This is a genomic window from Enterococcus sp. DIV2402 (genome assembly GCF_017426705.2).
Lineage (GTDB): Bacteria > Bacillota > Bacilli > Lactobacillales > Enterococcaceae > Enterococcus_F > Enterococcus_F lowellii.
Map to the genome: position 1 here is coordinate 2,922,174 of NZ_CP147251.1, position 22,500 is coordinate 2,944,673.

General features: G+C 37.1%; 25 protein-coding genes and 1 other annotated feature. Of the genes, 6 read left to right on the top strand and 19 right to left on the bottom strand.

The annotated features are described in order from the left end of the window. The first annotated feature begins 47 nt into the window (after positions 1-47). Positions 48-389 carry a metal-sulfur cluster assembly factor gene (locus tag DOK78_RS14305; RefSeq protein ID WP_207941630.1) on the top strand — a complete coding sequence of 114 codons (342 nt, stop codon included), beginning with the start codon at positions 48-50 and terminating at the stop codon, positions 387-389. A 34-nt stretch (positions 390-423) separates the two neighbouring features. Here the strand turns inward: DOK78_RS14305 and DOK78_RS14310 are convergent, their stop codons facing one another. The 5 genes from DOK78_RS14310 to rplK all read right to left on the bottom strand — a co-directional run bounded on the left by DOK78_RS14310 (position 424) and on the right by rplK (position 3,313). Further along, positions 424-846: a DUF1810 domain-containing protein gene (locus DOK78_RS14310; RefSeq protein WP_207941629.1), complete on the bottom strand. Its 423-nt coding sequence runs from the start codon at positions 844-846 to the stop codon at positions 424-426. Positions 847-929: 83 nt separating this feature from the next. Continuing rightward, complete coding sequence (rplL, locus tag DOK78_RS14315) at positions 930-1,295, bottom strand: 50S ribosomal protein L7/L12 (protein WP_207941628.1); 366 nt, start codon at positions 1,293-1,295, stop codon at positions 930-932. Positions 1,296-1,356: 61 nt separating this feature from the next. Beyond that, a complete protein-coding gene (gene rplJ, locus DOK78_RS14320) occupies positions 1,357-1,860 on the bottom strand; it encodes a 50S ribosomal protein L10 (protein ID WP_016175755.1) in 504 nt (167 codons plus the stop codon). 45 nt (positions 1,861-1,905) lie between these two features. After that, positions 1,906-2,030, bottom strand: a sequence feature (ribosomal protein L10 leader region). A 61-nt stretch (positions 2,031-2,091) separates the two neighbouring features. Continuing rightward, on the bottom strand, positions 2,092-2,781 hold the full coding sequence (gene rplA / locus DOK78_RS14325; RefSeq protein WP_207941627.1) for a 50S ribosomal protein L1: 690 nt from the start codon (positions 2,779-2,781) through the stop codon (positions 2,092-2,094). Positions 2,782-2,890: 109 nt separating this feature from the next. After that, complete coding sequence (gene rplK, locus DOK78_RS14330; RefSeq protein ID WP_207941626.1) at positions 2,891-3,313, bottom strand: 50S ribosomal protein L11; 423 nt, start codon at positions 3,311-3,313, stop codon at positions 2,891-2,893. A 222-nt stretch (positions 3,314-3,535) separates the two neighbouring features. On the opposite strand from rplK, the gene DOK78_RS14335 reads away from it, so the two are divergent. Next, positions 3,536-4,381 carry an alpha/beta fold hydrolase gene (locus DOK78_RS14335; protein WP_207941625.1) on the top strand — a complete coding sequence of 282 codons (846 nt, stop codon included), beginning with the start codon at positions 3,536-3,538 and terminating at the stop codon, positions 4,379-4,381. Positions 4,382-4,398: 17 nt separating this feature from the next. After that, entirely contained in the window at positions 4,399-5,289 is an 891-nt protein-coding gene (locus tag DOK78_RS14340) for a ribokinase (RefSeq protein ID WP_207941624.1), read from the top strand. A 188-nt stretch (positions 5,290-5,477) separates the two neighbouring features. Here DOK78_RS14340 and sdaAA read toward each other — a convergent pair whose 3' ends face one another. From sdaAA to rpmG, 9 genes are all read right to left on the bottom strand, one after another. Continuing rightward, positions 5,478-6,350, bottom strand: coding sequence for an L-serine ammonia-lyase, iron-sulfur-dependent, subunit alpha (sdaAA, locus tag DOK78_RS14345; protein WP_207941623.1), 873 nt, complete (start codon positions 6,348-6,350; stop codon positions 5,478-5,480). A 12-nt stretch (positions 6,351-6,362) separates the two neighbouring features. Then, complete coding sequence (sdaAB, locus tag DOK78_RS14350; RefSeq protein WP_207941622.1) at positions 6,363-7,028, bottom strand: L-serine ammonia-lyase, iron-sulfur-dependent subunit beta; 666 nt, start codon at positions 7,026-7,028, stop codon at positions 6,363-6,365. Between the two features lie 44 nt (positions 7,029-7,072). Beyond that, positions 7,073-8,506, bottom strand: a complete 1,434-nt coding sequence (locus DOK78_RS14355; RefSeq protein WP_207941621.1) for an amidohydrolase — start codon at positions 8,504-8,506, stop codon at positions 7,073-7,075. Continuing rightward, positions 8,506-8,907, bottom strand: a complete 402-nt coding sequence (locus tag DOK78_RS14360) for a hypothetical protein (protein ID WP_243430618.1) — start codon at positions 8,905-8,907, stop codon at positions 8,506-8,508. The genes DOK78_RS14355 and DOK78_RS14360 overlap by 1 nt, the downstream gene beginning before the upstream one ends. Before the next feature lie 48 nt (positions 8,908-8,955). Beyond that, positions 8,956-9,714, bottom strand: coding sequence for an MFS transporter (locus DOK78_RS14365; RefSeq protein WP_243430616.1), 759 nt, complete (start codon positions 9,712-9,714; stop codon positions 8,956-8,958). Between the two features lie 145 nt (positions 9,715-9,859). Next, on the bottom strand, positions 9,860-12,127 hold the full coding sequence (locus DOK78_RS14370) for a helix-turn-helix domain-containing protein (RefSeq protein ID WP_207941620.1): 2,268 nt from the start codon (positions 12,125-12,127) through the stop codon (positions 9,860-9,862). Positions 12,128-12,214: 87 nt separating this feature from the next. Further along, positions 12,215-12,760: a transcription termination/antitermination protein NusG gene (gene nusG / locus DOK78_RS14375; RefSeq protein ID WP_207941619.1), complete on the bottom strand. Its 546-nt coding sequence runs from the start codon at positions 12,758-12,760 to the stop codon at positions 12,215-12,217. Positions 12,761-12,956: 196 nt separating this feature from the next. Beyond that, positions 12,957-13,127, bottom strand: coding sequence for a preprotein translocase subunit SecE (gene secE / locus DOK78_RS14380; protein WP_207941618.1), 171 nt, complete (start codon positions 13,125-13,127; stop codon positions 12,957-12,959). Between the two features lie 10 nt (positions 13,128-13,137). Beyond that, positions 13,138-13,290, bottom strand: a complete 153-nt coding sequence (gene rpmG, locus DOK78_RS14385; RefSeq protein WP_207941617.1) for a 50S ribosomal protein L33 — start codon at positions 13,288-13,290, stop codon at positions 13,138-13,140. A gap of 145 nt (positions 13,291-13,435) precedes the next feature. On the opposite strand from rpmG, the gene cbpA reads away from it, so the two are divergent. Beyond that, positions 13,436-14,071: a cyclic di-AMP binding protein CbpA gene (gene cbpA / locus DOK78_RS14390; protein WP_207941616.1), complete on the top strand. Its 636-nt coding sequence runs from the start codon at positions 13,436-13,438 to the stop codon at positions 14,069-14,071. A gap of 153 nt (positions 14,072-14,224) precedes the next feature. Next, positions 14,225-14,722, top strand: a complete 498-nt coding sequence (locus tag DOK78_RS14395; protein ID WP_207941615.1) for a QueT transporter family protein — start codon at positions 14,225-14,227, stop codon at positions 14,720-14,722. Positions 14,723-14,776: 54 nt separating this feature from the next. Here DOK78_RS14395 and DOK78_RS14400 read toward each other — a convergent pair whose 3' ends face one another. Further along, positions 14,777-15,025, bottom strand: a complete 249-nt coding sequence (locus DOK78_RS14400; protein ID WP_207941614.1) for a hypothetical protein — start codon at positions 15,023-15,025, stop codon at positions 14,777-14,779. A gap of 457 nt (positions 15,026-15,482) precedes the next feature. On the opposite strand from DOK78_RS14400, the gene DOK78_RS14405 reads away from it, so the two are divergent. Next, on the top strand, positions 15,483-16,442 hold the full coding sequence (locus DOK78_RS14405) for a diacylglycerol/lipid kinase family protein (protein ID WP_207941613.1): 960 nt from the start codon (positions 15,483-15,485) through the stop codon (positions 16,440-16,442). 61 nt (positions 16,443-16,503) lie between these two features. On the opposite strand, the gene DOK78_RS14410 is transcribed toward DOK78_RS14405, so the two are convergent. From DOK78_RS14410 to DOK78_RS14425, 4 genes are all read right to left on the bottom strand, one after another. Next, the gene (locus DOK78_RS14410; protein WP_207941612.1) at positions 16,504-19,014 is read right to left on the bottom strand and encodes an ATP-dependent RecD-like DNA helicase; all 2,511 of its coding nucleotides are present in this window, start codon (positions 19,012-19,014) and stop codon (positions 16,504-16,506) included. 24 nt (positions 19,015-19,038) lie between these two features. Next, entirely contained in the window at positions 19,039-19,662 is a 624-nt protein-coding gene (locus tag DOK78_RS14415; RefSeq protein WP_207941611.1) for a histidine phosphatase family protein, read from the bottom strand. A 9-nt stretch (positions 19,663-19,671) separates the two neighbouring features. Further along, positions 19,672-20,175, bottom strand: a complete 504-nt coding sequence (trmL, locus tag DOK78_RS14420; protein WP_339076295.1) for a tRNA (uridine(34)/cytosine(34)/5-carboxymethylaminomethyluridine(34)-2'-O)-methyltransferase TrmL — start codon at positions 20,173-20,175, stop codon at positions 19,672-19,674. Between the two features lie 129 nt (positions 20,176-20,304). After that, complete coding sequence (locus tag DOK78_RS14425; RefSeq protein ID WP_207941609.1) at positions 20,305-22,332, bottom strand: Ig-like domain-containing protein; 2,028 nt, start codon at positions 22,330-22,332, stop codon at positions 20,305-20,307. Between the last annotated feature and the right edge of the window lie 168 nt (positions 22,333-22,500).

A 22,500-nucleotide genomic window follows, 5' to 3' on the forward strand; every position in this document is an offset into this window, starting at 1 on the left:
AAAATAAGCATTGTATTAAATTTTCAAAATCGAAAGGAATAATCGTTATGCGAGAAGACATTAAAATAAACGACCGCGCTGCAATTATCGGCGACAAAATCATTGAACAACTTCAAACTGTCCATGATCATGAGATTGGATTAGATATTTATAATTTAGGTTTCATTTATGAAATTAATTTAGACGAAAGTGGACACTGTGAAGTCGTTGTAACATTTACAGGAATTGGTTGTGACTGTATTGAAGCAGTCCCTGAAGAAATCAAATGGGCACTAATGCAGCTTGATGAAATCAATGACGTTACCGTTAAGATTGTTTGGTCTCCTGCTTGGAAAATGACTCGTATCAGCCGGTTCGGTCGTATTGCTCTAGGTATTAATCCTAAATAAAAAAACAGATTGAGAAAATTCTCAATCTGTTTTTTTAACGAATCTCCAACAATTGTAACGTCCGTTCATCATATTTCCCATCAAAAAATTTATCCAATACTTCTTGAAAAAGCGAATCATCATCCACTAAAGCAAAAAGTGTCATCGAAGAATGTAGTTTACGATCATCTGGTTTGCCAAAAATTTCTCTAGCAGATGCAACTTGTGGCAATAAGGCTCTGGTAATTTCTTTTAAATTTTTTCCGAGTAGTGGATGATTCAAAAAGGCAATTGCTTCTGGTAGAGAAGTCATTCCGTAATACTCGGCCATCGTACTTTTTCCGAGGCCTTTTAATTGTGGAAAAATATACCACATCCAATGGCTCTGTTTTTTTCCATTTTGGATTTCTGACAAGGCATTAGCATAGTCTTCCTGATGCTTTGTAACAAACCGATTCAAATTGTACGTATCAGACATCTTCTTTCCTCCTTCGTATGAAACAAAAAAACCTAGAAAACTTGAATATTCAAGCATCCTAGGTTTAAAATCATTGACAATGATTATTTTACAGTTACAGAAGCGCCAACTTCTTCTAAAGTAGCTTTTAATGCTTCAGCTTCGTCTTTAGATACGCCTTCTTTAACAGCTGATGGAGCACCATCAACTACAGCTTTAGCTTCTTTCAAGCCTAAGCCAGTTGCTTCACGAACTGCTTTGATAACTTTAACTTTTTGATCGCCAGCTGCAGTTAATTCAACAGTAAATTCTGTTTGTTCTTCTTCAGCAGCGCCACCAGCAGCAGCTACAGCTACAGGAGCAGCAGCAGATACGCCAAATTCTTCTTCGATAGCTTTAACTAAGTCGTTTAATTCTAAGATTGTCGCGCCTTTTAGCTCTTCGACAATGTTTTCAATGTTCAATGCCATTTTTGTTTTCCTCCATTATAGGTAAGTTTTATAGTTTAATTAATTGTGGATCATGCGGCAATTAAGCTGCATCTCCGTCTTCTTTTTCTGCGACTGCATTGATAGCGTAAGCCACGTTGCGGACTGGCGCTTGTAATACAGATAAAAGCATAGATAAAAGACCTTCGCGGTTTGGCAATTTCGCCAATGCAGTAATTTCTTCCAATGAAGATACTTTGCCTTCGATGATACCGCCTTTGATTTCTAATGCTTTTGCGTCTTTCGCAAATTCATCGATGATTTTCGCAGGTGCGACTACATCGTCGTTACTGAAAGCGACTGCTGTTGGGCCAGTGAATACTTCATTCATGCCTTCTAGACCAGCTGCTTCAGCGGCACGTGAAAGGATAGAGTTTTTGATAACTTTCATTTCCACGTTAGCTTCACGCAATTGTTTACGTAAACGAGTTACTTCATCAACAGTTAATCCACGGTAGTCTACAACTACTACAGAAGCTGCTGCTTTGAATTTTTCACTCACTTCTTCAACAATCGCTGCTTTTTTAGCGATAGCTGCTTCACTCATTATTTAAATTCACCTCCTGGTTTTGATGGAAGAGTTTTTCTTCTCAAAAGACAATAAAAAACTCTATGCCACCGTAGACATAGAGGGACAATTGAAGTTTCTCAATAAAGTCCTCGGTAGGAATTATGACTGACGTCACCTACTGTCTTCGGTACAGTTAATTATTAACCTCAAACACCTTACCATAAGAAAGGTGTTTGAGTCAACTATTTTTATTTATTTTCTAATTTTTTAGAAAGAAGCTGAATCTACATGTACACCAGGACCAAACGTAGTTGTCACTGTGATGTTTTTCATGTAAGTTCCTTTAGCTGCTGATGGTTTAGCTTTCACTAATACATCATGGATAGTTTTAAAGTTTTCAACAAGTTTTTCGTTGTCGAATGATACTTTACCGATTGGAACATGAATGTTTCCGTTACGGTCTACACGGTAAGTTACTTTACCAGCTTTTACTTCGTTAATTGCTTTAGTAACGTCCATTGTAACAGTACCAGTTTTAGGGTTAGGCATTAAACCCTTAGGCCCTAATACGCGTCCTAATTTACCAACTTCAGCCATCATATCAGGTGTTGCTACTACAACGTCAAAGTCGAACCAGCCACCTTGAATTTTTTGAGCTAAGTCAGCTTCGCCTACGTAATCAGCTCCAGCAGCTTCTGCTTCTTTCGCTTTTTCGCCTTTAGCGAATACTAAAACTTTTTGAGTTTTACCAGTTCCGTTTGGTAGAACCACCGCGCCACGGATTTGTTGATCCGCTTTTTTAGGGTCTACATTTAGACGGTAAGCAACTTCAACAGTTGCGTCGAATTTTGCAATATTTGTGTCTTTTGCTAATGCTACTGCTTCTTCAACTGAGTAAGCTTTTGTTGCATCAACTTTTTTTAATGCATCTTGCATTTTTTTGCTTTTTTTAGCCATTTTGTGTTTCCTCCTTGATGTGGTTATAACGGTAGAACCTCCCACGTGTTCTCTATCTTTCAATACAGAGCCAACTGAGAAGCTACTTCCTTAGGTTTCAGTGCAAAAATTATTCTACAGTGATTCCCATGCTTCGTGCAGTTCCTTCAACCATGCGCATAGCTGCTTCAACGCTAGCTGCGTTTAGGTCTTCCATTTTCAACTCAGCGATTTCTTTGATTTGATCGCTAGTAACTTTAGCAACTTTATTTTTGTTTGGTTCACCTGAACCTTTGTCAATTTTTGCAGCTTTTTTCAATAATACTGCTGCTGGCGGTGTTTTTGTAACGAATGTGAATGAACGGTCTTCGTATACAGAAATAACAACCGGAATAATTAAACCTGCTTGATCAGCTGTACGAGCGTTGAATTCTTTCGTGAATCCCATAATGTTCACACCCGCTTGACCTAATGCAGGACCTACTGGTGGAGCTGGTGTTGCTTTACCTGCAGGAATTTGCAATTTAACTAGTTTTTCTACTTTTTTTGCCACGAGACATACCTCCTTGAGTCCGTGATGTGGTTAATTGGAGATCCAAATTTCTCCTCCCACTTGTTTCAGCGCACACAAAACAATGCGTCTTAATGCACACTTGAACATTATAGCAAAGACCTAAAAAATAGCAAGGATTTTGATGCACTTTTTTCATTTTTTTCATAGAGACTTTCTTTTTTATTTTTCGAAGCATATACTAAATACAAAAAGAGGTGCTACATGAAACGATTATTTTTAATGGTAAGTTTATTTTTGTTATCTGCTTGTAGCCAAAAAATGCCCTCCGCTACAGTATCTTCTATTGAAGAAACACAAACAACCTCCAGTGTTGAAACAAAAACCGCAACCCCTACCCTATTTATTCATGGTTACGCGGGGGGACCTTCTTCATTTGGACACTTAATCCAACGTATGGAAGACAATCAAATCGCTAAAAAAGAAATGATTTTAACCATTACCAGTGAAGGAAAGGTTGAAGTTGAGGGAGAATTATCAGGAAAAGAAACAAATCCGATGATTCAAGTCTTATTCGAAGATAATGAAAGCCATGAATGGAACCAAGCGGAATGGATTCGAACAGCCTTAGCCTATTTAAAAGAAACTTATGCTATTGAGCATGTTAATTTAGTTGGCCATTCAATGGGTGGTGTTAGTAGTCTACGTTATTTAGGAACTTATGGCAGTGATATGTCCGTGCCTCAGGTGGAAAAATTTTCGGCGATTGGTGCGCCATTTAATGATTTTATCGATACTAGCAGTATTCAGACAATCGATGATTTATTGGAAAATGGACCTACGGAATTTTCCACACGTTATCAAGATTATCAAGCGATGATGGCAACGATGCCTCAATTTTCTACCCAACTCATTGGTGGTCAACTTAGCGAGACTGATTTTAGTGATGGAACCGTTCCTTTAACTAGTGCATTAGCGGTTTATTCGTTATTGAAAGAACAGCAAATGTCTGTTGATTACACCATCATTACAACAAATGCGCAACACAGTCAATTGCATGAAAATACCGAAGTCGATCAATTGTTGCAACAATTTCTATGGAATGATTAATAATTAGGAGGGAAAAAATGTCTGTCATTGTTTTAGGTAGTTTAAATATGGATATTGTCATGAAAACCAATCAGTTACCTGTGATTGGCGAAACCTTATTAGGAGAGCATGTTGACTATTTTATTGGTGGAAAAGGTGCCAATCAAGCTGTTGCGGCAGCACGCACGAATACTGCGACAACTTTAACTGGGCAAGTCGGCACAGATGCTTTCGGTGAAAAAATTTTAACAGCATTAAAACGAGAAAATCTACATTTACAAGTGACTCAAACAGCGATCCCCACAGGAATTGCAGCGATTTTCAAATTACCAAACGATAATGCGATCGTGGTTCTGCCAGGAGCAAATGCTGATTTTACAATTGATGTGAAAGCGACAAATGCTTGGGATGATGCATCTATTTTTCTGACACAATTAGAAATTTCTTTAGCCACGGTTCAAGAAGGCCTGCAATTAGCTAAAGCAAAAGGCTTAACTACGATTGTTAATCCTGCGCCTTTTCATTCGGCTATTGTCGAGATGTTGCCTCTAATTGATATCATTACACCCAATGAAACCGAATTCGCCCAATTAATCGGGCAAGAATTAACTTCTGACAAAGAGTTAGAAGCAGCGATGTTAACGTGGAGTGCTCAACATGCCACACGTTTAATTGTTACACGTGGCAGTCAGGGAACGTCATTTATAGCCAACAATGCTATCCAAACAGTGCCCGCATTATCAGTTGCAGTCGTCGATACAACGGGAGCGGGTGATACCTTTAATGGTTTATTCGCAGCTGAATTAGCAGCAGGAAGCAATTTCGCTCAAGCTGTTCGCTTTGCTACCATTGGTGCCTCTTTATCTGTACAAAAATTAGGCGCTCAAAGTGGTATGCCGTCTCGAGAAACAATTCTTCAACATATGTAACATAAAAAGGCAAGTTTCTCATTGGAGAAACTTGCCTTTTGTGTTTGTTTACGCACGAATTATCTCTTCTGGTTTTTTTGAAGAAATAAAAATCATTTAATTTTGAGTTTTCATTGTAGCACAGTCCCACTATAAAAGAAATATTTTTCAAAATAGTAGCAAAATAGTTTCATGAAAACGAAATTTTTTTACGATTGTTTTGCTAGAATTTTTTCTGTTAAGCGTTTAGCAGTTGGTGTAACAGCTAAACCGCCTTCTGCTGTTTCACGAAAAGTAGCTGGCATTTGGCGTCCTACTTGATACATCGCTTCAACAACTTCATCTGGTGGAATCACACTTTCAATCCCTGCTAACGCCATATCTGCTGAAATGAACGCTTGCGAAGACCCTAGCGCATTTCTTTTCACACAGGGTACTTCTACTAAACCTGCTACTGGATCACAAATGAGCCCCATCATATTCTTTAGCGTAATCGCAACAGCCTGTGCGGATTGATGAGCGTTTCCACCTTTTGCTGCCACTAAAGCAGCTGATGCCATAGCACTGGCTGAACCTACTTCTGCTTGACAGCCACCTTCTGCACCCGATATTGACGCATTATTCGCCATCACTAACCCAAATGCACCGGCAGTAAATAAGAAATCTAATTGTTGTTGACGAGACATCATTAATTTTTCACGACACGCCATCAACACTCCTGGCACAACACCGGCGCTTCCAGCAGTTGGCGTTGCACAAATCAACCCCATTTTAGCATTGACTTCATTGACGGCAATGGCATTCCGAACTGCCATTAAAATAGTTTCACCGCTTAAAAAGTCCCCTGCTTCAATATAAGCATTCATTTTAGGAGAATCGCCACCAGTTAGTCCCGTAACAGAAGTAACACCAGCTACCCCCTCTTCCACAGAACGCTCCATCACTTGTAAATTGCGTTCCATTAATTCGATGATTTGTTCACGTGTCCGTCCAGACATTTCAATTTCTGTCACAATCATTAACTCTGCAACAGACGGATACTCATAACTTTGTTGCACTAATTCTTCAATTGAAAAAAACATGGTTTTGCTCCTTTATCCAAAATATGAGGCATTATAAATAGAATCCAAGGCACGAATCTGTTCTAAAATTGCTTCATTACGTTCATCTACTTCAATAATCATAATCGCTTTTTCACCTTTTGACTCACGTGTAACTGTCATGGTTCCGATATTAACCCCCGCACTTGATAACAACTGACTAACTTTAGCAATCATCCCTGGCACATCTTGATGCACAATGATAAAAGTCGGTACACCTAAAGAAAGAGATAGCTTAAAGCCATTTAATTCAGAAATTTGGATATTGCCACCACCAATTGATTTTCCAGTAACGGTTAATTTGCGATCACCTTTCGTAATTTTCATTTGGACCATATTCGGATGCTCTGCTTTTTCTTGTTTTGGTACAAATAATACTTCCATGCCATTCTCATGGGCAATTTTTAATGAATCAGCTAATTGGGGATCATCGGGTTCCATACCCAATAACCCACCCACTAACGCAATATCTGTTCCATGTCCACGATACGTTTTTGCAAATGATTCATATAAATAAATATCTACGGTATCTGGTTGTTCACCAAAAATTTTACGGACAACCTTGCCAATTCGTGCCGCACCTGCTGTATGCGAGCTACTCGGGCCAACCATGATGGGCCCAATAATATCAAAGACACTGCGATATTTTAATTGTTCCATGTTTCCACCTCATCTATTTCATTGAAATTAAGCCGCAAATTCGATTAACGAGGCATAACATCTGCTGGAATAGCAGATTGATACCCTTTGTTGCCGACTGTTTGTTTGTGCTCTTTTTTTGCTTGTTCAATTAATTCTGGTTTTGTTAATAAATCATACGCTGTGGTTGCAATAACTTTACCCGCTGCAAGCAATCCTTTATGTGCAACAGATGATTTCCCATTAGCCACCCATTGCCAACAATGTGGTGGTGTTCCCTGAGGTTCACAGCCAATAAATACTTGTGCTGTGGGACACACCCAGCTGACATCTCCTACATCAGTTGAACCCGATGTTGCTTCTGAAAAAGCTAATGGCTGAATCTGTTCGCTCACAGGTAATGAACCTAAATATTCCGCTTCCTCTTCAGATAACTTTGGATCAATCGTTTTTGCTCGTGCAATTAATGCTGCTTTAGCAGGTTCTGTTAAGGTGTCGTAATACCGTTTCGCGTATGCTTGATCTTCTTTCGTTAAATCAAGCGAACCATATTGCTCCAAATTTTCTTGCATAACAGTTGTCACTGCTTGATTAGGCAAATAGTTATAACAAGCTGAATCAAAAACCATTTCTAATTCTGTTTCAGTCATTAAGGCTGCTCCTTGCGCAATTTTATTGACGCGTTGATAAATTTCATGTGCTTGTTCAATTTTTGGGGCCCGAATAAAATAATACAAACTAGCTGACGGCTGTACAACGTTCGCTGATTCGCCTCCCGCATCCATAAAGGCATAATGAACACGTCCTTCATCAATGATATGCTCACGTAAAAATTGGATGCCGATATTCATCAACTCAGCCGCATCTAATGCACTACGGCCATGTTCAGGAGCGGCGGCGGCATGGGCAGAAATCCCTTTAAAATTATAATATATTTGATAGACAGCTAAACTACTGATCGCCCATGCTCCACTAATATCCATTGGGTGCCAAGATAACGCCACATCGACTTCATCAAACAAGCCATCTCTTGCCATAAAGGCTTTTCCATATCCACTTTCTTCTGCAGGGCAACCAAATAATTTAATGGTACCTGACAATTGATTTTCTTCCATATAATCTTTAATACCTACTGCACCCGCTAATGCACCTGTACCTAATAAATTATGACCACAACCATGGCCATTGCCACCTTGCACTTCGGGTTTTGGCTCAGCTAAATCAGCGACTTGACTCAAATTACCTAATGCATCGTATTCTGCTAAAATGCCAATCACCGGTTTACCTGAACCATACGTTGCCACAAAGCAATGTTCCATATTGGCTAATCCTTTTTCAATTGAAAAGCCTTCTTCTGCCAACACTTCATAAAATGGCTGTACAGATTTTTCTACAGCGAATCGTGTTTCTGGCGTTCCCCAGATTGTATCTGCTGCATTTGTAAATAGTTGTTTTTTTTCTTCAATTAATTCACTAATTCGTTCTTTTGCTTCGACCATTATTCTGCTCCTTTTTTCAATCCAAAGACAACTGTTAATCCACATAATACACTTGCTAACGCCATAAAGCCAAATGACATGGTAAATGAACCACCACCTATTTTAATCAGCTGACCTAATATTAAGGGTGCTAAGAAACCACCTAATGTTCCACCAGTATTAATAATGCCAATTGAAGAACCGATAATAGACGCATCCATCAGCTTATGTGGTAGGGTAAAAATTGCTGTAAACGCACTAACAGAAATCATACTGACTAAAATTAACGCCACCATCGATAAAATCAAATTTGTTGATAAAACAAATCCTATTACTAAACCAGCTGATAAAAGAGTAGCACTTAATATAAAGATTCGCTCTTTGCCTAAAAATAATTTGGATAGCAAGACACCTGCAAACATCGTAGCAATTGTTTGAAAAATCGCATTAAATACTAATAAATAGCCAATTTATGTAATCGATAGTCCAAATTTTTGTGCTAAAATAGTTGGCAACCATGACATATTTCCGTAAAGCAAAAAGTTTAATAATAACATCGCTACAAATAATACAATTACGTTTCGATCTGAAATAACTTGAGAAAAAGGAATTTTTTTACTACTTACTGTGACATCACTCGTTGCATCTTTTGGTACAAAAATACCTACTAAAATCATAGACACGAGAAATAGTCCCCCTAAACCGAGATAGCCGTAACGCCAATTAGCATTAATCAAATTGGTTCCTAATGTAAAAGCTAAAATTCCTCCAATACCAGAAGTTGATAAAATAATCGATTGAATAAATGTTCTTTTATCTGGTTGAAAATTACTTGCTACAGCTTTCGTCACACTGGGTGGATAACCACCATGACCAATTCCTGCAAAAAAGCGAATTGCTACAAATAACATTAAGCTACTCACCGCACCAAAAGCAAATGAAAATAAAGAAATAACACCTAAAGAAAGCATCAATACTTTTTTTGCCCCGATTTTGTCTGCTAACCACCCTCCAGGAATTTGCATCAACGAATAACCTAAAAAGAAAAAGGACATGATTAAACCTGTTTGACCAGCATCTAAATTGAAGTCTTGAGCCATGGGGATAACGGCTGTAGAAATCATACTTTTATCCATATAAACCATTGAATAACCTGCCATTAATGCCAATACGATTCCTAAACTACTTTTTTTCTCCACGGTTTGATTCATCGTTTTTTCTACTTCCATCGTTTCACTTCCTCCGTTTCTATTCTGATACTTCATTTTACAGAAAACGTATCCAACGATATAAGTTCTTTTTTATTATTTTAAGCCTTTTTTTATACGTTAATTTATTCACAATAAAACATATCATAAAAAAAGCCGTCACTTTTCAATCGAAAGTGAACGACTTAAAGCATAATAGGCGACACGCATTAAACGAAAGCGCTTCTTTGATGGCAGATTCTTCCGTCATTTCTTTAATTTCTGCTTCAAAACGCAGCATAATTTTCTTTTTCAAATACGCAACCATTTCTTCATCCATTTCGGACAGCCCACCTAAGCGAAGCCAATCATTATAAATTCCCCCATGGTCTTTATCTAACGAATAACTTTTTACTAAATAAGTCATGGGTTTGATCGCTTGCATAGTTAAAACAAGTTCAATTGCTTGATACTGTAAATAATTCGCATTAATCGACATGGTAGGATTAATATAGGAAGGATTTGTTAATAAAACGCGTAGTTCATCGCCTTTTTTACAAACAAAAACTTGCTCATTTTGATAGATAATCTCTCCTTGTAGTTTATCTAATAATTGAAGTGCTAGATAGACCGGTCGCTTCAATGAATAGACCAAATACAAAGACAAGCTATTGCCTTGTTTCTTAGGATAATAAGATTCACTATTTAACCAAACACTGATACCATCTACTTTATTTGCCAATCCGAACCACTCTTTCATAAACAGCGCCGCTCGGAAAAAGGTACCTGCAAAAATTTCCCCTTCACCTACTAAGGTATCCCAATCCGTTAAATAAATTTCTCCTGTTAAATGATACGTGGATAATAACTGTTGTAGCAGCTGCAAATTGTGCTTTTGATAATCTTGAATAGATAATTGCTCTTCATTTCCCACTACTGCAGTTGGATTAGCATGATAGCTAAAAAAGGTTATCGAAAAAGCTTCGGAAACGAGATGAGAAAAAAAGTTTGCTGTTGACTGATACCTTTCAGGAAAATATAAATCTCCTACACACAGACCGATTTTAGCCTGTGATAGCTGTGCGTTAAGTTCTTGATAAAAACGTTTAAACCAGTAATTCTGATCAGAATTACTCGTAATAGTCCATTCAAAATACCATTTTGAGAGTTCTTTCGTTCCGAATTTTTTCACCAATTGACGGATAAATAAACATTGCTGCTGATACCAGGCTGCCACTTCATCTTCTAATGTAGGTAGCTCAAAAACAATTATCGGGGTTTTCCCTTGCTTCATAATATATTCAAACAATAGATTATTCTGCTGATAATCTGAAAAAACGGTTAAATATTCGGTCCCTCTTTGCTCATAACAAAAACCATCGACTCGAATAAAATCAAACATTAGTTCATTTAAAGCTTCTGCTAGATCATTTTGACATTCTGCTCTTAACCAATTCGTCGCTTTTCCCATATTTAATATTCGTTTGGGTGAAACGAAAGGATTGGTGGGTTCTGCTAAAGAAAAAGTATGCTGTCGTTCTTTTTTTATTTCGAATTCATCACTATCGTTCTCAATCAAATATTTCGCTAACACATCTATGGTCGTTTCTCGATCCAATACACTCCATTGCTCTTTTGCTTTCGGTTGTTCTACCGCATGTTTTTGCATACGAAACTGTTTAGGAGTCATTCCGTAACGTTCTTTAAATGATTTATGAAATGATTTACTACTTGAAAATCCATTGTTTAGCGCCACCTTTAAAACAGATGTCGTACTATAACGCAATTCTTCTGCCGCATGTTCCAAACGAATAGCCTTAACATACTCTCGAAACACGACGCCCGTTTCATCTTTAAATTTTTTTGATAGATAATTATAAGACAAATACGACTCTTTGGCTAATTGCTCTAATGACAACGGTTGAGTATACTCGCGTTTCACCGTTTCAACGATAACCTGAATATCTTCATTGATAATTTCTTTTAACGGTTGATCTCCTTGTTGGAACTGGCTACGTAAATAAGCAAGCAATGTAAAAAATTTCTCACAAATTATAAATTCTTGGTTTTCTGTTGGATTAAAATAGGTACTGACTAATGCCATCAATTGGGCCCGTATTTTCGCAAATTGACGATCTTGGTAAACTGGATGTTCTGAAGCCATCGTATTACAAATAAAAACTGGTACCCACTGTATTCCAAGTTGTCGCTCAATTTCTTTGCGATGAATTTCTAAAACTACGACAAGTGATTCCTCTTTAAAAGAAATTTCACAGGACTCAAACGCATTGATAATCAGTAAATCTTCTGCTCGCATCGTATAGTCTAATCCATTTTTACGTACGACTATTTCTCCATGTAAACCTAATAAAAGTTTGATAGTATCTTCTTTTTTCACTACCCAATAATGTCCTTTAACTAACTTTACTGTAAAAGGAAACGTTGCTGTCGACATTTTCTCACCCTATTCCAAGTCGTTTTCTTTAAGCATAGCGAAATTTAAACAAGAAAAAAAGAGCAAATATTACTTTGCTCTTGAGAATTAATCAATCGTGTCGACTTGTTCAAAGTCTAATTCTGTACTTGTTTCACGACCAAACATATTGATATTTACTTTTAGTTTTTCTTTTTCAGCATCTACTTCAGTAACATGTCCTTCTAAACCAGCGAAGGCCCCTTCAATAATTTTGACAGTGTCGCCTACTTGTACTTCTAAATCAACTGAACGTGTACTCATACCTAATGAGCGCAAAATTGAATTGATTTCTTCTTGTAATAATGGTGCTGGTTTACTACCTGCGCCATGTGAGCCTACAAATCCTGTTACGCCTGGTGTATTACGAACAACATACCATGATTCATCTGTCATCATCATCTCAACTAATACATAACCTGGGAAAGTTTTATGAACGATTTCTTTTTCTTTTCCATTTTTTACTTCTACTTCTGTTTCTTCTGGAACGACTACACGAAAAATAAAATCACCCATACCCATGCTTTGTGCACGAGATTCAATATTTGCTTTTACTCTGTTTTCATAACCTGAATATGTGTGCAGTACGTACCAACTTTTTTCAAAAGACTCCATTATTTTGGCTCCCTATCTTTTTATAAATTGAACCCCTGAAATTATCGGGTGGGATTCAACCCGAATAGTGTTCGAACAAATCAGTTATTTGTTTTCACGGAAAAATAAAAAAACCCCAGATGCTTCCGAAGTTTTCCACTCATCACACAGTATAACACCCTTAGGCTAATTTCGCTAGTCTGACATTATCAAACAATTAGTTTAGAATCCAACTAAATACGGATTGGATGCCTGTATCCATAAGATAAAATAAAGCCGCAAAAATCAATGACGTTTCAATAACTACGATTACGTCTTTACGTAATTTTTTTCCTGTTGGCCAAGTAACTTTTTTCATTTCGTCTTTGACGCTACGTAAAAAATTCATGATGTTCCTCCTATTTCGTTTCTCTATGTAGTGTATATTGATTACAATATTTACAGAATTTATTAATTTCTAAGCGTTCGCCTTTTTTGCCTTCACTGACTGATTTTGTGTAGTTACGAGAACCACAAACAGAACATGCTAACGCTGCTTTTTTTCCGGCCATTCCTTTGCCTCCTGCTCATTTTTCAAAATGATTTCATACTTAGTAAAGTTACCATGATTTTTAAATACTGTCAATTCTCCGACTAGTTTTCTGTGGTTTTGTGGTATGATAAGATTGTCAAAAAATCTCAAATGGAGGAAGAAAAATGTTATTAAAAACAATGGTATATAAAAAACAAAATTTAACAACAGTCAGCGAAACAAACACGCTTGCAGAAGCACTAGAAATTTTAGAAGACTCTGGTTATCGTTGCGTGCCAATTTTAGATGAATCATCCAAGATTTTCCGTGGAAATATCTACAAAATGCACATTTATCGCCATAAAGCAAACGGCGGCGATATGAATTTGCCCGTTACGCATCTTTTAAAAAATGCGACTAAATTCATTCATGTAACTGATTCATTCTTTCATGTGTTCTTTACCATTAAAGAATTACCTTATATTGCCGTCTTAGATCACGACAATCAATTCTATGGTATTTTAACACATAGCTCGTTATTAAATATGCTTGCTCAATCGTGGAGTATTGAAGATGGTAGTTATGTTTTAACTATTGCTTCTACTGGCAAACAAGGCGACCTTGCTGCCATCTCTAAGATTATTTCGAAGTATAGTAATATTGCCAGCTGCATCACATTGGATGTAGGAAAAGATGAATTTATTCGCCGCACGTTAATCACTTTACCTGCTGGAACCACTCTTGAATTACGCGATAAAATTATCGCACAACTAGAAAACAAACAATTTAAAGTTGTGGAAATTGAAGATTTAAATCCTTAATCCAAAGGTCATTTCTCCTCAAGCATTGAGGAGAAATGACCTTTTTATTGACTTTTTTTATAAAAAAATTTAAGATATAAGCTATTGTGTTTTATATACCGCGGTTCATCAACCATCCCGCGTAATCAAAACTCGGAGAAAGAAGGAAAAACAATGTCAACTCATCGCAACAACAAGTTATATCTTATTAGTGTCAACGCCATTATTATGGGATTATATGTCGTCTTAAGCTTTATTCTACCTTTTTCATCAGGTGCTATTCAGTTTCGTTTATCTGAAAGCTTAAATCATTTAGTCGTATTCAATCGTAAATTAATGTGGGGCGTTTTTGGTGGTGTTCTCGTCTACAATTTATTTTTCGGCTTTGGTATTCTCGATGTTCTTTTTGGTGGTGGTCAAACGTTAGTAGCCTTAACCCTGACTGCCCTTTTACAAAACATCATTAAAAACGTAAAGCTACGAATGGTTTTAAACACCTTGTTCTTTACAGCGAGTATGTTTTTAATTGCTTTAATGTTAAATATTACTTTAGATCTACCATTTTGGCCAACTTATGGTACAACGGCTTTAAGCGAATTAATCATCATGACTATTTCAGCACCAGTTATGTATTATATTAATAGTAAGCTACACTTTGCTGAAAAAGTGTAGTTCATGAGACAAAACATACTGTTTTGTCTTTTTTTATAAAAAAAAAGCCTTGGATTAGGCTTTATGAAAATTATTTAAAGAAACTTGTCGTGCCTCTTTTTGCTTCTTAAATGTTCTTTTTTGTCGTTTAGAAGTTAATAAAAGTATTAACAACAATAAAGCATAAGCAATAAAAATAATTAACTGCAACATAAAAAAAAGAACGCTAATCCATGGAGCAAGCGATAACTGCAAAATATTTTGTAATACATATTGAACACCCAACAACATCATCGATAAACTAATAAGATGATAATATTTCATTTATTCACTTCCCTTAGCAATGAATTATAGCAGATTGAAGTAATCCTTGTAAACTTTTTCGTAATAAAAATCAAGTAATCACGGAGTGTAATCGCTTGCAAAAATACGTGGTTCATGGTATAAAATAAGTGTAAGGAGTCATAGTAATTCCCAGTAGTGCAGCCGATGTAGGAGCTGTTGAAAAGAATTGTTGTGAGTCTTCGAGTAAACGAAAAGGATGTGGGAATTTGAATAACTCCTTACTAACTGAATAGGAATCCGATGAGACCAAACAAGACGAAGTGGACATTAGAACCTTCCATTGTTATCAAACCTAATCTATACAGATAGATTAACTACCTTCTCTCATCGGATTCTATTTTTTTGCGCTTTTTTATCGAAAATCTCTTTTTTATACACTCTGATTCATTCCATGTTATAATATTTAGCAGAAAAATTTTTGGGAGATAACAATTATATGACATTCCATTACTATCTTCTTGTCAACCCGGCAGCTGGCGGAGGCAACGGAAAAAGAATTAGTGAACAACTTGTTTCATTAATGAATAAACATAACTATCTATTTACAACCTATCTCACACAATATCCCAACCACGAGTTAGAAATTGTTGCTGATTTGGCAATAAATAGTTTACGACCTTTTGAATCAGAGGACTCAAACGAGCCTTTTCCTTTGTTAATTGTAGTAGGAGGGGACGGCACACTTCATCAAGTAATTAATCAGTTGAAAATGATGGCGATTGAGCTTCCAATTGCGTATATTCCTGCTGGTTCAGGCAATGATTTTGCCCGTGGCATTGGTTTGTCAAGAGATGCAGAGCAAGCTTTTCAACGAATCATTCAAACGACTCAACCACGTGAAATTAATATTTTGACTTATGAAGAAGCTATTCAAGAACAAATGGGCATTAGTGTAAATAATGTGGGGATTGGCTTAGATGCGGCGATTGTTCACCGAACGAATCATTCTATTACAAAAGAAAATTTAAACAAATATAATCTCGGTTCACTTTCTTATATCGCCTCTGTTCTTCACGTATTATTTAAACAAAAGGGCTTTCCAATTTTAGTGGAAGCTAATGGACAGACCTATCAGTATGATAAAGCTTTTTTATGTACCATTACGAATCATCCCTATTTTGGTGGAGGTGTCCCAATTGCTCCTATGGCAGCGATTGAAAAAGCAACTTTAGATTTTGTTGTTATTGAACGAATTCCTTTATACAAAATTTTTTGGTTAATTTTCTTGTTGTTTCGGAAAAAACATCATCTATCCAAATATTACCACCATCTTTCTTGCACGAAATTACGAATTGTTTCACCAACACCGCAATTCTCACAAGCTGACGGCGAAGAATTAGGTAAAGGACCTTATGATATATCTTTGACGTTGACACAGCAACTTTTTTGGGCATAAATAAACGAACCGACTGAACTAGAATAGCAAGGCTATCTTTCGTTCAGTCGGTTCATCTTATTTATGTGATATTTAGTTCGTTCATTTGAAAATCATAAGGTGAAATACCTTCCATCCCAATCATCGGATCGATCTGTCCCGTGCGAACGATATCCTCAGTCAAATATTCCGGTAATGCTTCTTTTTCCTCTTCCACAAATAAAGACAAAGATGTCTGGTCTTCTTTTATAGTTTCAACTACAGGTTCAACAGCTACAATTTCTTCGACAAATGGCTCTTCATCCGCTTCTTCATATTGATTAATTCGTTGTCGCATCGTCGTTGATAAAGTATCAATTCCTAAAATGCGCTCTTTTAATGTCGTATAGCGTAAATTCGATTCATTTTCAACGCATTGTTGATACGCCGGTAATTCCCCTAATAAAATAAGCAGTTCTTTACTGCGAGTAATTGCCGTATACAATAAATTCCGCTGTAACATTCGCTGATATTGATGAACCATGGGTAAAATAACCATTTTGAATTCACTACCCTGTGATTTATGAATCGAACAACAATACGACAAGGTAATTTTATTCCATTCATTGCGTTTATACGTCACTTCATTGGCATCAAATTGGATCGTCAATTCGTCGACTTTATCTTCTGAATTTTTTGCATACGTAATTCCAACAATTTGCCCCATATCACCATTAAATACATTATCTTCTGGAGAATTAACTAGCTGCAATACCTTATCACCAATCCGATAGACCGTTTCATTCCAATGCACTTCTTTTTTCTTACCCTCAGGATTGGGATTAAAGATTTCTTGCATCATTTTATTTAGGGCATCAATTCCTGCGGCACCTCGATACATGGGCGCTAAGACTTGGATGTCTTGCGGGGTAAAACCACGATCTTTGGCACGTTGAACAATTTGAGCAATTAAAGGTTCAATTTTATACGCATCACAAGCAAAAAAAGAACGATCTTTTTGATTTTGAGTAAAATTTTGTGGGAGACGTCCAGTTTTAATTTCATGAGCTAAGGGAATAATACTGGAGCCATCCCCTTGACGATAAATCTCATTTAATTCTTGCTTGGGAATAGCGTCAATTTCTAATAAATCATGCAACACTTGTCCGGGACCAACCGATGGTAACTGGTCTTTATCACCTACAAAGATAACTTGCATATTGGTAGAAATTGATTTAAACAGGGTATTGGCTAACCAAGTATCCACCATAGACATTTCATCAACAATCAGCAACCCACCTTCTAATTCTTTCGGTGTCATCGCTGTTGCTTTTTCTCGCCCATTTAATCCTAACAAACGATGAATCGTCCCACTTGGCAGACCTGTTGTTTCGTTCATCCGTTTAGCCGCTCGACCAGTGGGTGCTGCTAGCAAAATGGGAAACGTCTCTTCGGTATATTTACTAGGTTCTAAATCCACCTCATTCAGTTCAGCAAACAATTGCACAATGCCATTGATAACGGTGGTTTTCCCTGTCCCTGGTCCTCCAGTCAAGATAAATAATGGCGAACGAATCGCTTGCTTGATGGCTTCTTCTTGAGAAGAGCCATACACAATCCCTAAGCGTTTTTCCAGCTTACGCAGTGCTTTTTCCACAGTTTTTTCTGGGTAATGGATTTCTTTTTTTCGTTGCAATAAACGCTGAATGGACGTAGCAATTCCCCATTCCGAGAAGAATAAACTGTTTTCGTATAAATTCGTACCTTCTTGCTGAATCTTCCCTTGATCCACCAATTGAATCACTACCTCAGCCACGCGTTCGGGATGAATTTCAATCGGTCGACTGGTTTCGAGTAATCGAATGGTTTGATCCAATAAATCTTGTGCCGGCACATAGGTATTGCCTGTTTGAATTGACTGTTGGAAAATTTGATGTAAAATGGCCGCACGAATTCGTTTTGGTGAAGTCGCTTCGATGCCTAATTGTTCAGCAATATTATCGGCTTTTTTAAACCCAATTCCTTCAATATCTTCTACTAAACGATACGGATTTTCTTCAATCATCTCAATGGCAGCATTTTTGTACGCTTGATAGATAGCAAAAGATAATTGGCTTCCAAAACCAAAACGATTTAAACCAACAATCACTTGATCCATTCCATAATTTAAACGAATGGTTTCTAACATCATTCGCCGTTTTTTCTCTGTCAATCCTGGGACTTGGGCTAACAGTTCTGGCTCTTCAATCATCCGATCAATTGCTTGATCACCTAATAATTCTACAATTCGCTCAGCAGTTTTTTTACCAATTCCAGGAAATTTTTCACTAGAAAGATACTGAATTAACCCATTTTCTGAAGTTGGTTGTTCTTTTTGATAAGTATCTGCTTTTAATTGCTCCCCGTATTTAGGATGTGCCACCATTTCACCAAAGAAACGATAACTCTCTTCTTCTTGAACTTCGCCAAAACTTCCAGTTACCACTATTTCTTTTTCACGATACACTGCATTGGTTTCTTCAATGCGAATGAGTAATACTTTAAAAAAATTACTTGGATTTTGAAAAAAAATAGCGGCAACCTTGCCGACAACATACGTTTTTTCTGGCAACATGGTTCCCGCTCCTTCCTTAAAAAATTACGCTAGAAAACTCACATCGTTCCACTGACACATTTGATAGGGACTTTGTTTGTTTTCTGTTTCTAAAATCGTTAAGCTATTGTTTAACAAACCACCCATTTCACGTAGTTCTGAAAGTTCTTTTCCGACTAAATGCTGTAAGGTAGCAGTAAATGACGCCCCATGACCAACAAACAATAGTGGTCCTTCGTGTAACGTCACTGCTTCAAAAATAACTTTTGATACTCGCTGTAGCATTGCTTCGGTCGTTTCTCCTTTAAAAGCAGAGGGATCATAGCGATCTAAATGATGACGTAAGTTTGTCAAATCTTCTCTATATTTCGCATACATTTCATCAATACTTTGCCCTTCTAATTCGCCATAGCCCATTTCACGCAAATCGTCGTTATAAATAATTTCCGTTGGATGCAACAATTCTCGTTGAATCCCTAGCGTTGTATCACGTGCCCGTTTTGATGGACTTGAATAGATGGCTTCAAAAGGAATTTCTTTGAGATGTTGCCCTAATAAGTAAATTTGTTCATAACTTGTTGGTAGCAATGGGGAATCCCCATTCATCCCTTGAAAACGGCGCGCTTGATTCCACTCTGTTTTACCATGTCGTGTAAAATAAAGTTTCATATTAAACTCCTAATCAATTTTATCGTTTTCGTAATGATGTGTTAATTCTAAATTCGGAAAATCTTGTTGACGTAACGCTTCATAAACAATTAAAGCAGCTGTATTAGATAAATTCAAAGAGCGAACATGCTCGTCGTTCATTGGAATACGCAGACATTTCTCCGGATTTTCACGCATAAATTCTTCAGGCAATCCCGTCGTCTCTTTCCCAAATAAGAAATAATGGTCGCGACCATCGGCAAAGTTCTCTTCGCTATACACTTTATTGGCAAATTTCGAGATTAAATGGACAGGCTGGTCACCTACACTCGCCATAAAATCTGCTAGACTCTTATGATACGTAATATTCACATCATGCCAATAATCTAAACCAGCACGTTTTAATTGTTTATCATCTGTGGAAAAGCCTAATGGTTCAATTAAATGTAATGGGGTATTGGTTGCTGCACAAGTACGAGCAATATTTCCAGTATTTGCTGGAATCTGTGGTTCAAATAAAACAATATGATTCACAAAAAATCCTCTTTTCTTTTTCAATAGTTCATCCATATTCTTATCAATGATAACGCAATTTTTTATTTTTTGCCATCTTCTTTTATTTTTCAAAAAAAAGCCTGAGAGATTTTTCTCCCAGACTTTTAATTAATTTGTTTTGTTTTTTCTACGTCTAATATAAACAATGACTCCTGCAACTATCAGTACTCCACCAATGATTGGCAAGTATGCTGAGAATTGTTCTCCAGTACGTGGTAAAAATGAATGCTTGCGATACGTAGTTGGATCAGTGGTACTTGTTCTCTTAGGCAAACGGAACGTACTCGTTCTACGATTGGTTGAGGAAGTTCTTGTCAAATTATTTCTGGCACGATTGCTTGTATTGGTATTTCGGGCAGCTTTTAGAGCAGCAATGTCGGCTTTTAATTTTTTGAAACTTTCAGCAATGTCATTCACTGTAGCTTTCGCATCTCCAAATATTGCTTGGGCTTCTTCTAAAGAATTTTGCAAGTTAGCCCATGTTTTCGTATCAAAATCACTTGCTTTTAGTTTAAGAGCTTTGTCAATTAAATCACCCAATGCTTCTTTATCGATAGCTGCAATTAAATCTTTTTGAGCGGTGGTTAACTCTTTCAAAGCCTTATCGATTTTTTGTTGTGTCGCATTTACATCAGCTGCTACTTTTTTTGCGGTAGCCAATTTTTCAGAAAAGACTTTCCAGGTTTCCTCGGTATAATGTTCTTCGACTAGTTTTTCCGCTTTTTTGATAGCTTCTGTGAGTTTTTGCTTTTCAGCTTTTGACGACGTGTCTTTATTCTCTAATTTTTTGATGGCTGTATTTAACGTTTCTGTTGCTTCATTGATTGCTGTTTGGGTCGCATTTTCATCAGTGGCAACTTTTTTTGCTTGCTTCAATGCATCCACAACAGTTGTCCATGTTTTTTCTGTATAGTCTTTTTTCACTAATTCTTCTGCTTGATTGATAGCCGTGACTAATTTTGTTTTATCTTGGGTTTTCAAGTTATTTTGAGCCTCTTGCAAATACTTAAGCGCCTGTTCAATTTCTTGTTTGGTCGCGTTCTCGTCAGTTAAAACAGTTGCTGCTTGGGTTAATTTTTCTTGAAAGGTTTGCCAAGAGCTGGCTTGGTAATTGTCTTTTTTTAACTTTTGCCCCTTCGTAACAGCTTGCTGTAGGGCTGCTTTGTCAGGTTTTCTTTCCAACGTATTTAACGCTTGATTCAAGTCGTTCGTTGCTTGATCGACTGTCGCCTGACTTTGTGCGTTTTCTACAGCATCTTGAGCAACACCTAACGCGTTCGTTACTATTGTCCAGCTAGCTTTTGTATAGTCAGTTTGTGACAAAGCAGTTGCTTTTTGAATAGCCTCTGTTAATGCTTGTGTATCCACTTCTTCAACTAATGCATAATAAGAAAAGTGAGTCGTTTCAAACGTATAATATGCTCCTTCGATAGAACCTTTGACTTCAGTCAATTTGTTCATTTTATCATCATAGGTATACACGTTCACTTTTTCTTGCTGATAATCTTTTGGAATAGGAAGCTGTACTTTAACGGTGCCATTTGGCTGCATGCTTTCCCCTAATTTATTTAAAAGTTGAATATCTACTAAAAGAAACTGTCCGTTTGTTGCTTCTTTGACGCGCTTGTAGATTTCTGTGTCTTCTTTCATTGTTTCAACTTTTAGGGTTGCTTCTTTTGTAAGGACACTGGTTGCGCCAGATACCCGAATGGTAGACTGTTGATCTGTTAATTCAATCACTGGGTCAGTTACGGTCACTTGAACAGTTTCAGTGATGCCATTTACGGTTGCAGTAATTGTGGTTGTTCCAGCTTTAATCCCTTCAACAAGACCATTCGTCACGCTAGCAACTTGTTCATTCGCAGATGTCCAAGAAATTTGTTGATTGTCTGCATCTTCTGGTGATACGGTAGCTTGAATTTGTTGCGTTTCATTGAGTCTAATAGTTAATGCATGCGTAGATAATTTTAATGCAGTGGGTGCGCTCGTTTTCTGTTCAACTAGCTCTTCAGTTGTAGTGTCGACTGCTGAAGTAGTGCCTTCCTCTGCTAGTGCTATGGAACCAGCGAATAATAAAGGCACGAATAATGTAAATAAGGACGCTTTAAATACTAATTGATAGGATAACTTTTTCATTGTATTCACTCCTCCATTTGAAAAGCTTTCATCTGTCTTAATTAAACACCATCTATCGGAATTTATCAAAAGATAACCAGTTTAAAAGTGCATAAAAAAAAAACGTACCAACTCGGTGTCCAGCACTGCGAGTTGTTACGTTAGTGAAGCTCTTTTCACTAACTTTTA

Excerpts from the sequence above, each read along its gene's own strand:
- DOK78_RS14410 (WP_207941612.1), bottom strand. The coding sequence starts at position 19,014 with ATGTTGCCAGAAAAAACGTATGTTGTCGGCAAGGTTGCCGCTATTTTT.
- DOK78_RS14305 (WP_207941630.1), top strand. The coding sequence starts at position 48 with ATGCGAGAAGACATTAAAATAAACGACCGCGCTGCAATTATCGGCGAC.
- rplA (WP_207941627.1), bottom strand. The coding sequence starts at position 2,781 with ATGGCTAAAAAAAGCAAAAAAATGCAAGATGCATTAAAAAAAGTTGAT.
- DOK78_RS14425 (WP_207941609.1), bottom strand. The coding sequence starts at position 22,332 with ATGAAAAAGTTATCCTATCAATTAGTATTTAAAGCGTCCTTATTTACA.
- secE (WP_207941618.1), bottom strand. The coding sequence starts at position 13,127 with ATGAATTTTTTACGTAGCGTCAAAGACGAAATGAAAAAAGTTACTTGG.
- cbpA (WP_207941616.1), top strand. The coding sequence starts at position 13,436 with ATGTTATTAAAAACAATGGTATATAAAAAACAAAATTTAACAACAGTC.
- DOK78_RS14400 (WP_207941614.1), bottom strand. The coding sequence starts at position 15,025 with ATGAAATATTATCATCTTATTAGTTTATCGATGATGTTGTTGGGTGTT.
- sdaAB (WP_207941622.1), bottom strand. The coding sequence starts at position 7,028 with ATGGAACAATTAAAATATCGCAGTGTCTTTGATATTATTGGGCCCATC.
- DOK78_RS14365 (WP_243430616.1), bottom strand. The coding sequence starts at position 9,714 with ATGGAAGTAGAAAAAACGATGAATCAAACCGTGGAGAAAAAAAGTAGT.
- rplL (WP_207941628.1), bottom strand. The coding sequence starts at position 1,295 with ATGGCATTGAACATTGAAAACATTGTCGAAGAGCTAAAAGGCGCGACA.
- DOK78_RS14405 (WP_207941613.1), top strand. The coding sequence starts at position 15,483 with ATGACATTCCATTACTATCTTCTTGTCAACCCGGCAGCTGGCGGAGGC.
- nusG (WP_207941619.1), bottom strand. The coding sequence starts at position 12,760 with ATGGAGTCTTTTGAAAAAAGTTGGTACGTACTGCACACATATTCAGGT.
- DOK78_RS14340 (WP_207941624.1), top strand. The coding sequence starts at position 4,399 with ATGTCTGTCATTGTTTTAGGTAGTTTAAATATGGATATTGTCATGAAA.
- sdaAA (WP_207941623.1), bottom strand. The coding sequence starts at position 6,350 with ATGTTTTTTTCAATTGAAGAATTAGTGCAACAAAGTTATGAGTATCCG.
- rplJ (WP_016175755.1), bottom strand. The coding sequence starts at position 1,860 with ATGAGTGAAGCAGCTATCGCTAAAAAAGCAGCGATTGTTGAAGAAGTG.
- DOK78_RS14310 (WP_207941629.1), bottom strand. The coding sequence starts at position 846 with ATGTCTGATACGTACAATTTGAATCGGTTTGTTACAAAGCATCAGGAA.
- DOK78_RS14335 (WP_207941625.1), top strand. The coding sequence starts at position 3,536 with ATGAAACGATTATTTTTAATGGTAAGTTTATTTTTGTTATCTGCTTGT.
- DOK78_RS14415 (WP_207941611.1), bottom strand. The coding sequence starts at position 19,662 with ATGAAACTTTATTTTACACGACATGGTAAAACAGAGTGGAATCAAGCG.
- DOK78_RS14360 (WP_243430618.1), bottom strand. The coding sequence starts at position 8,907 with ATGTTTGCAGGTGTCTTGCTATCCAAATTATTTTTAGGCAAAGAGCGA.
- DOK78_RS14370 (WP_207941620.1), bottom strand. The coding sequence starts at position 12,127 with ATGTCGACAGCAACGTTTCCTTTTACAGTAAAGTTAGTTAAAGGACAT.
- rpmG (WP_207941617.1), bottom strand. The coding sequence starts at position 13,290 with ATGGCCGGAAAAAAAGCAGCGTTAGCATGTTCTGTTTGTGGTTCTCGT.
- DOK78_RS14355 (WP_207941621.1), bottom strand. The coding sequence starts at position 8,506 with ATGGTCGAAGCAAAAGAACGAATTAGTGAATTAATTGAAGAAAAAAAA.
- DOK78_RS14395 (WP_207941615.1), top strand. The coding sequence starts at position 14,225 with ATGTCAACTCATCGCAACAACAAGTTATATCTTATTAGTGTCAACGCC.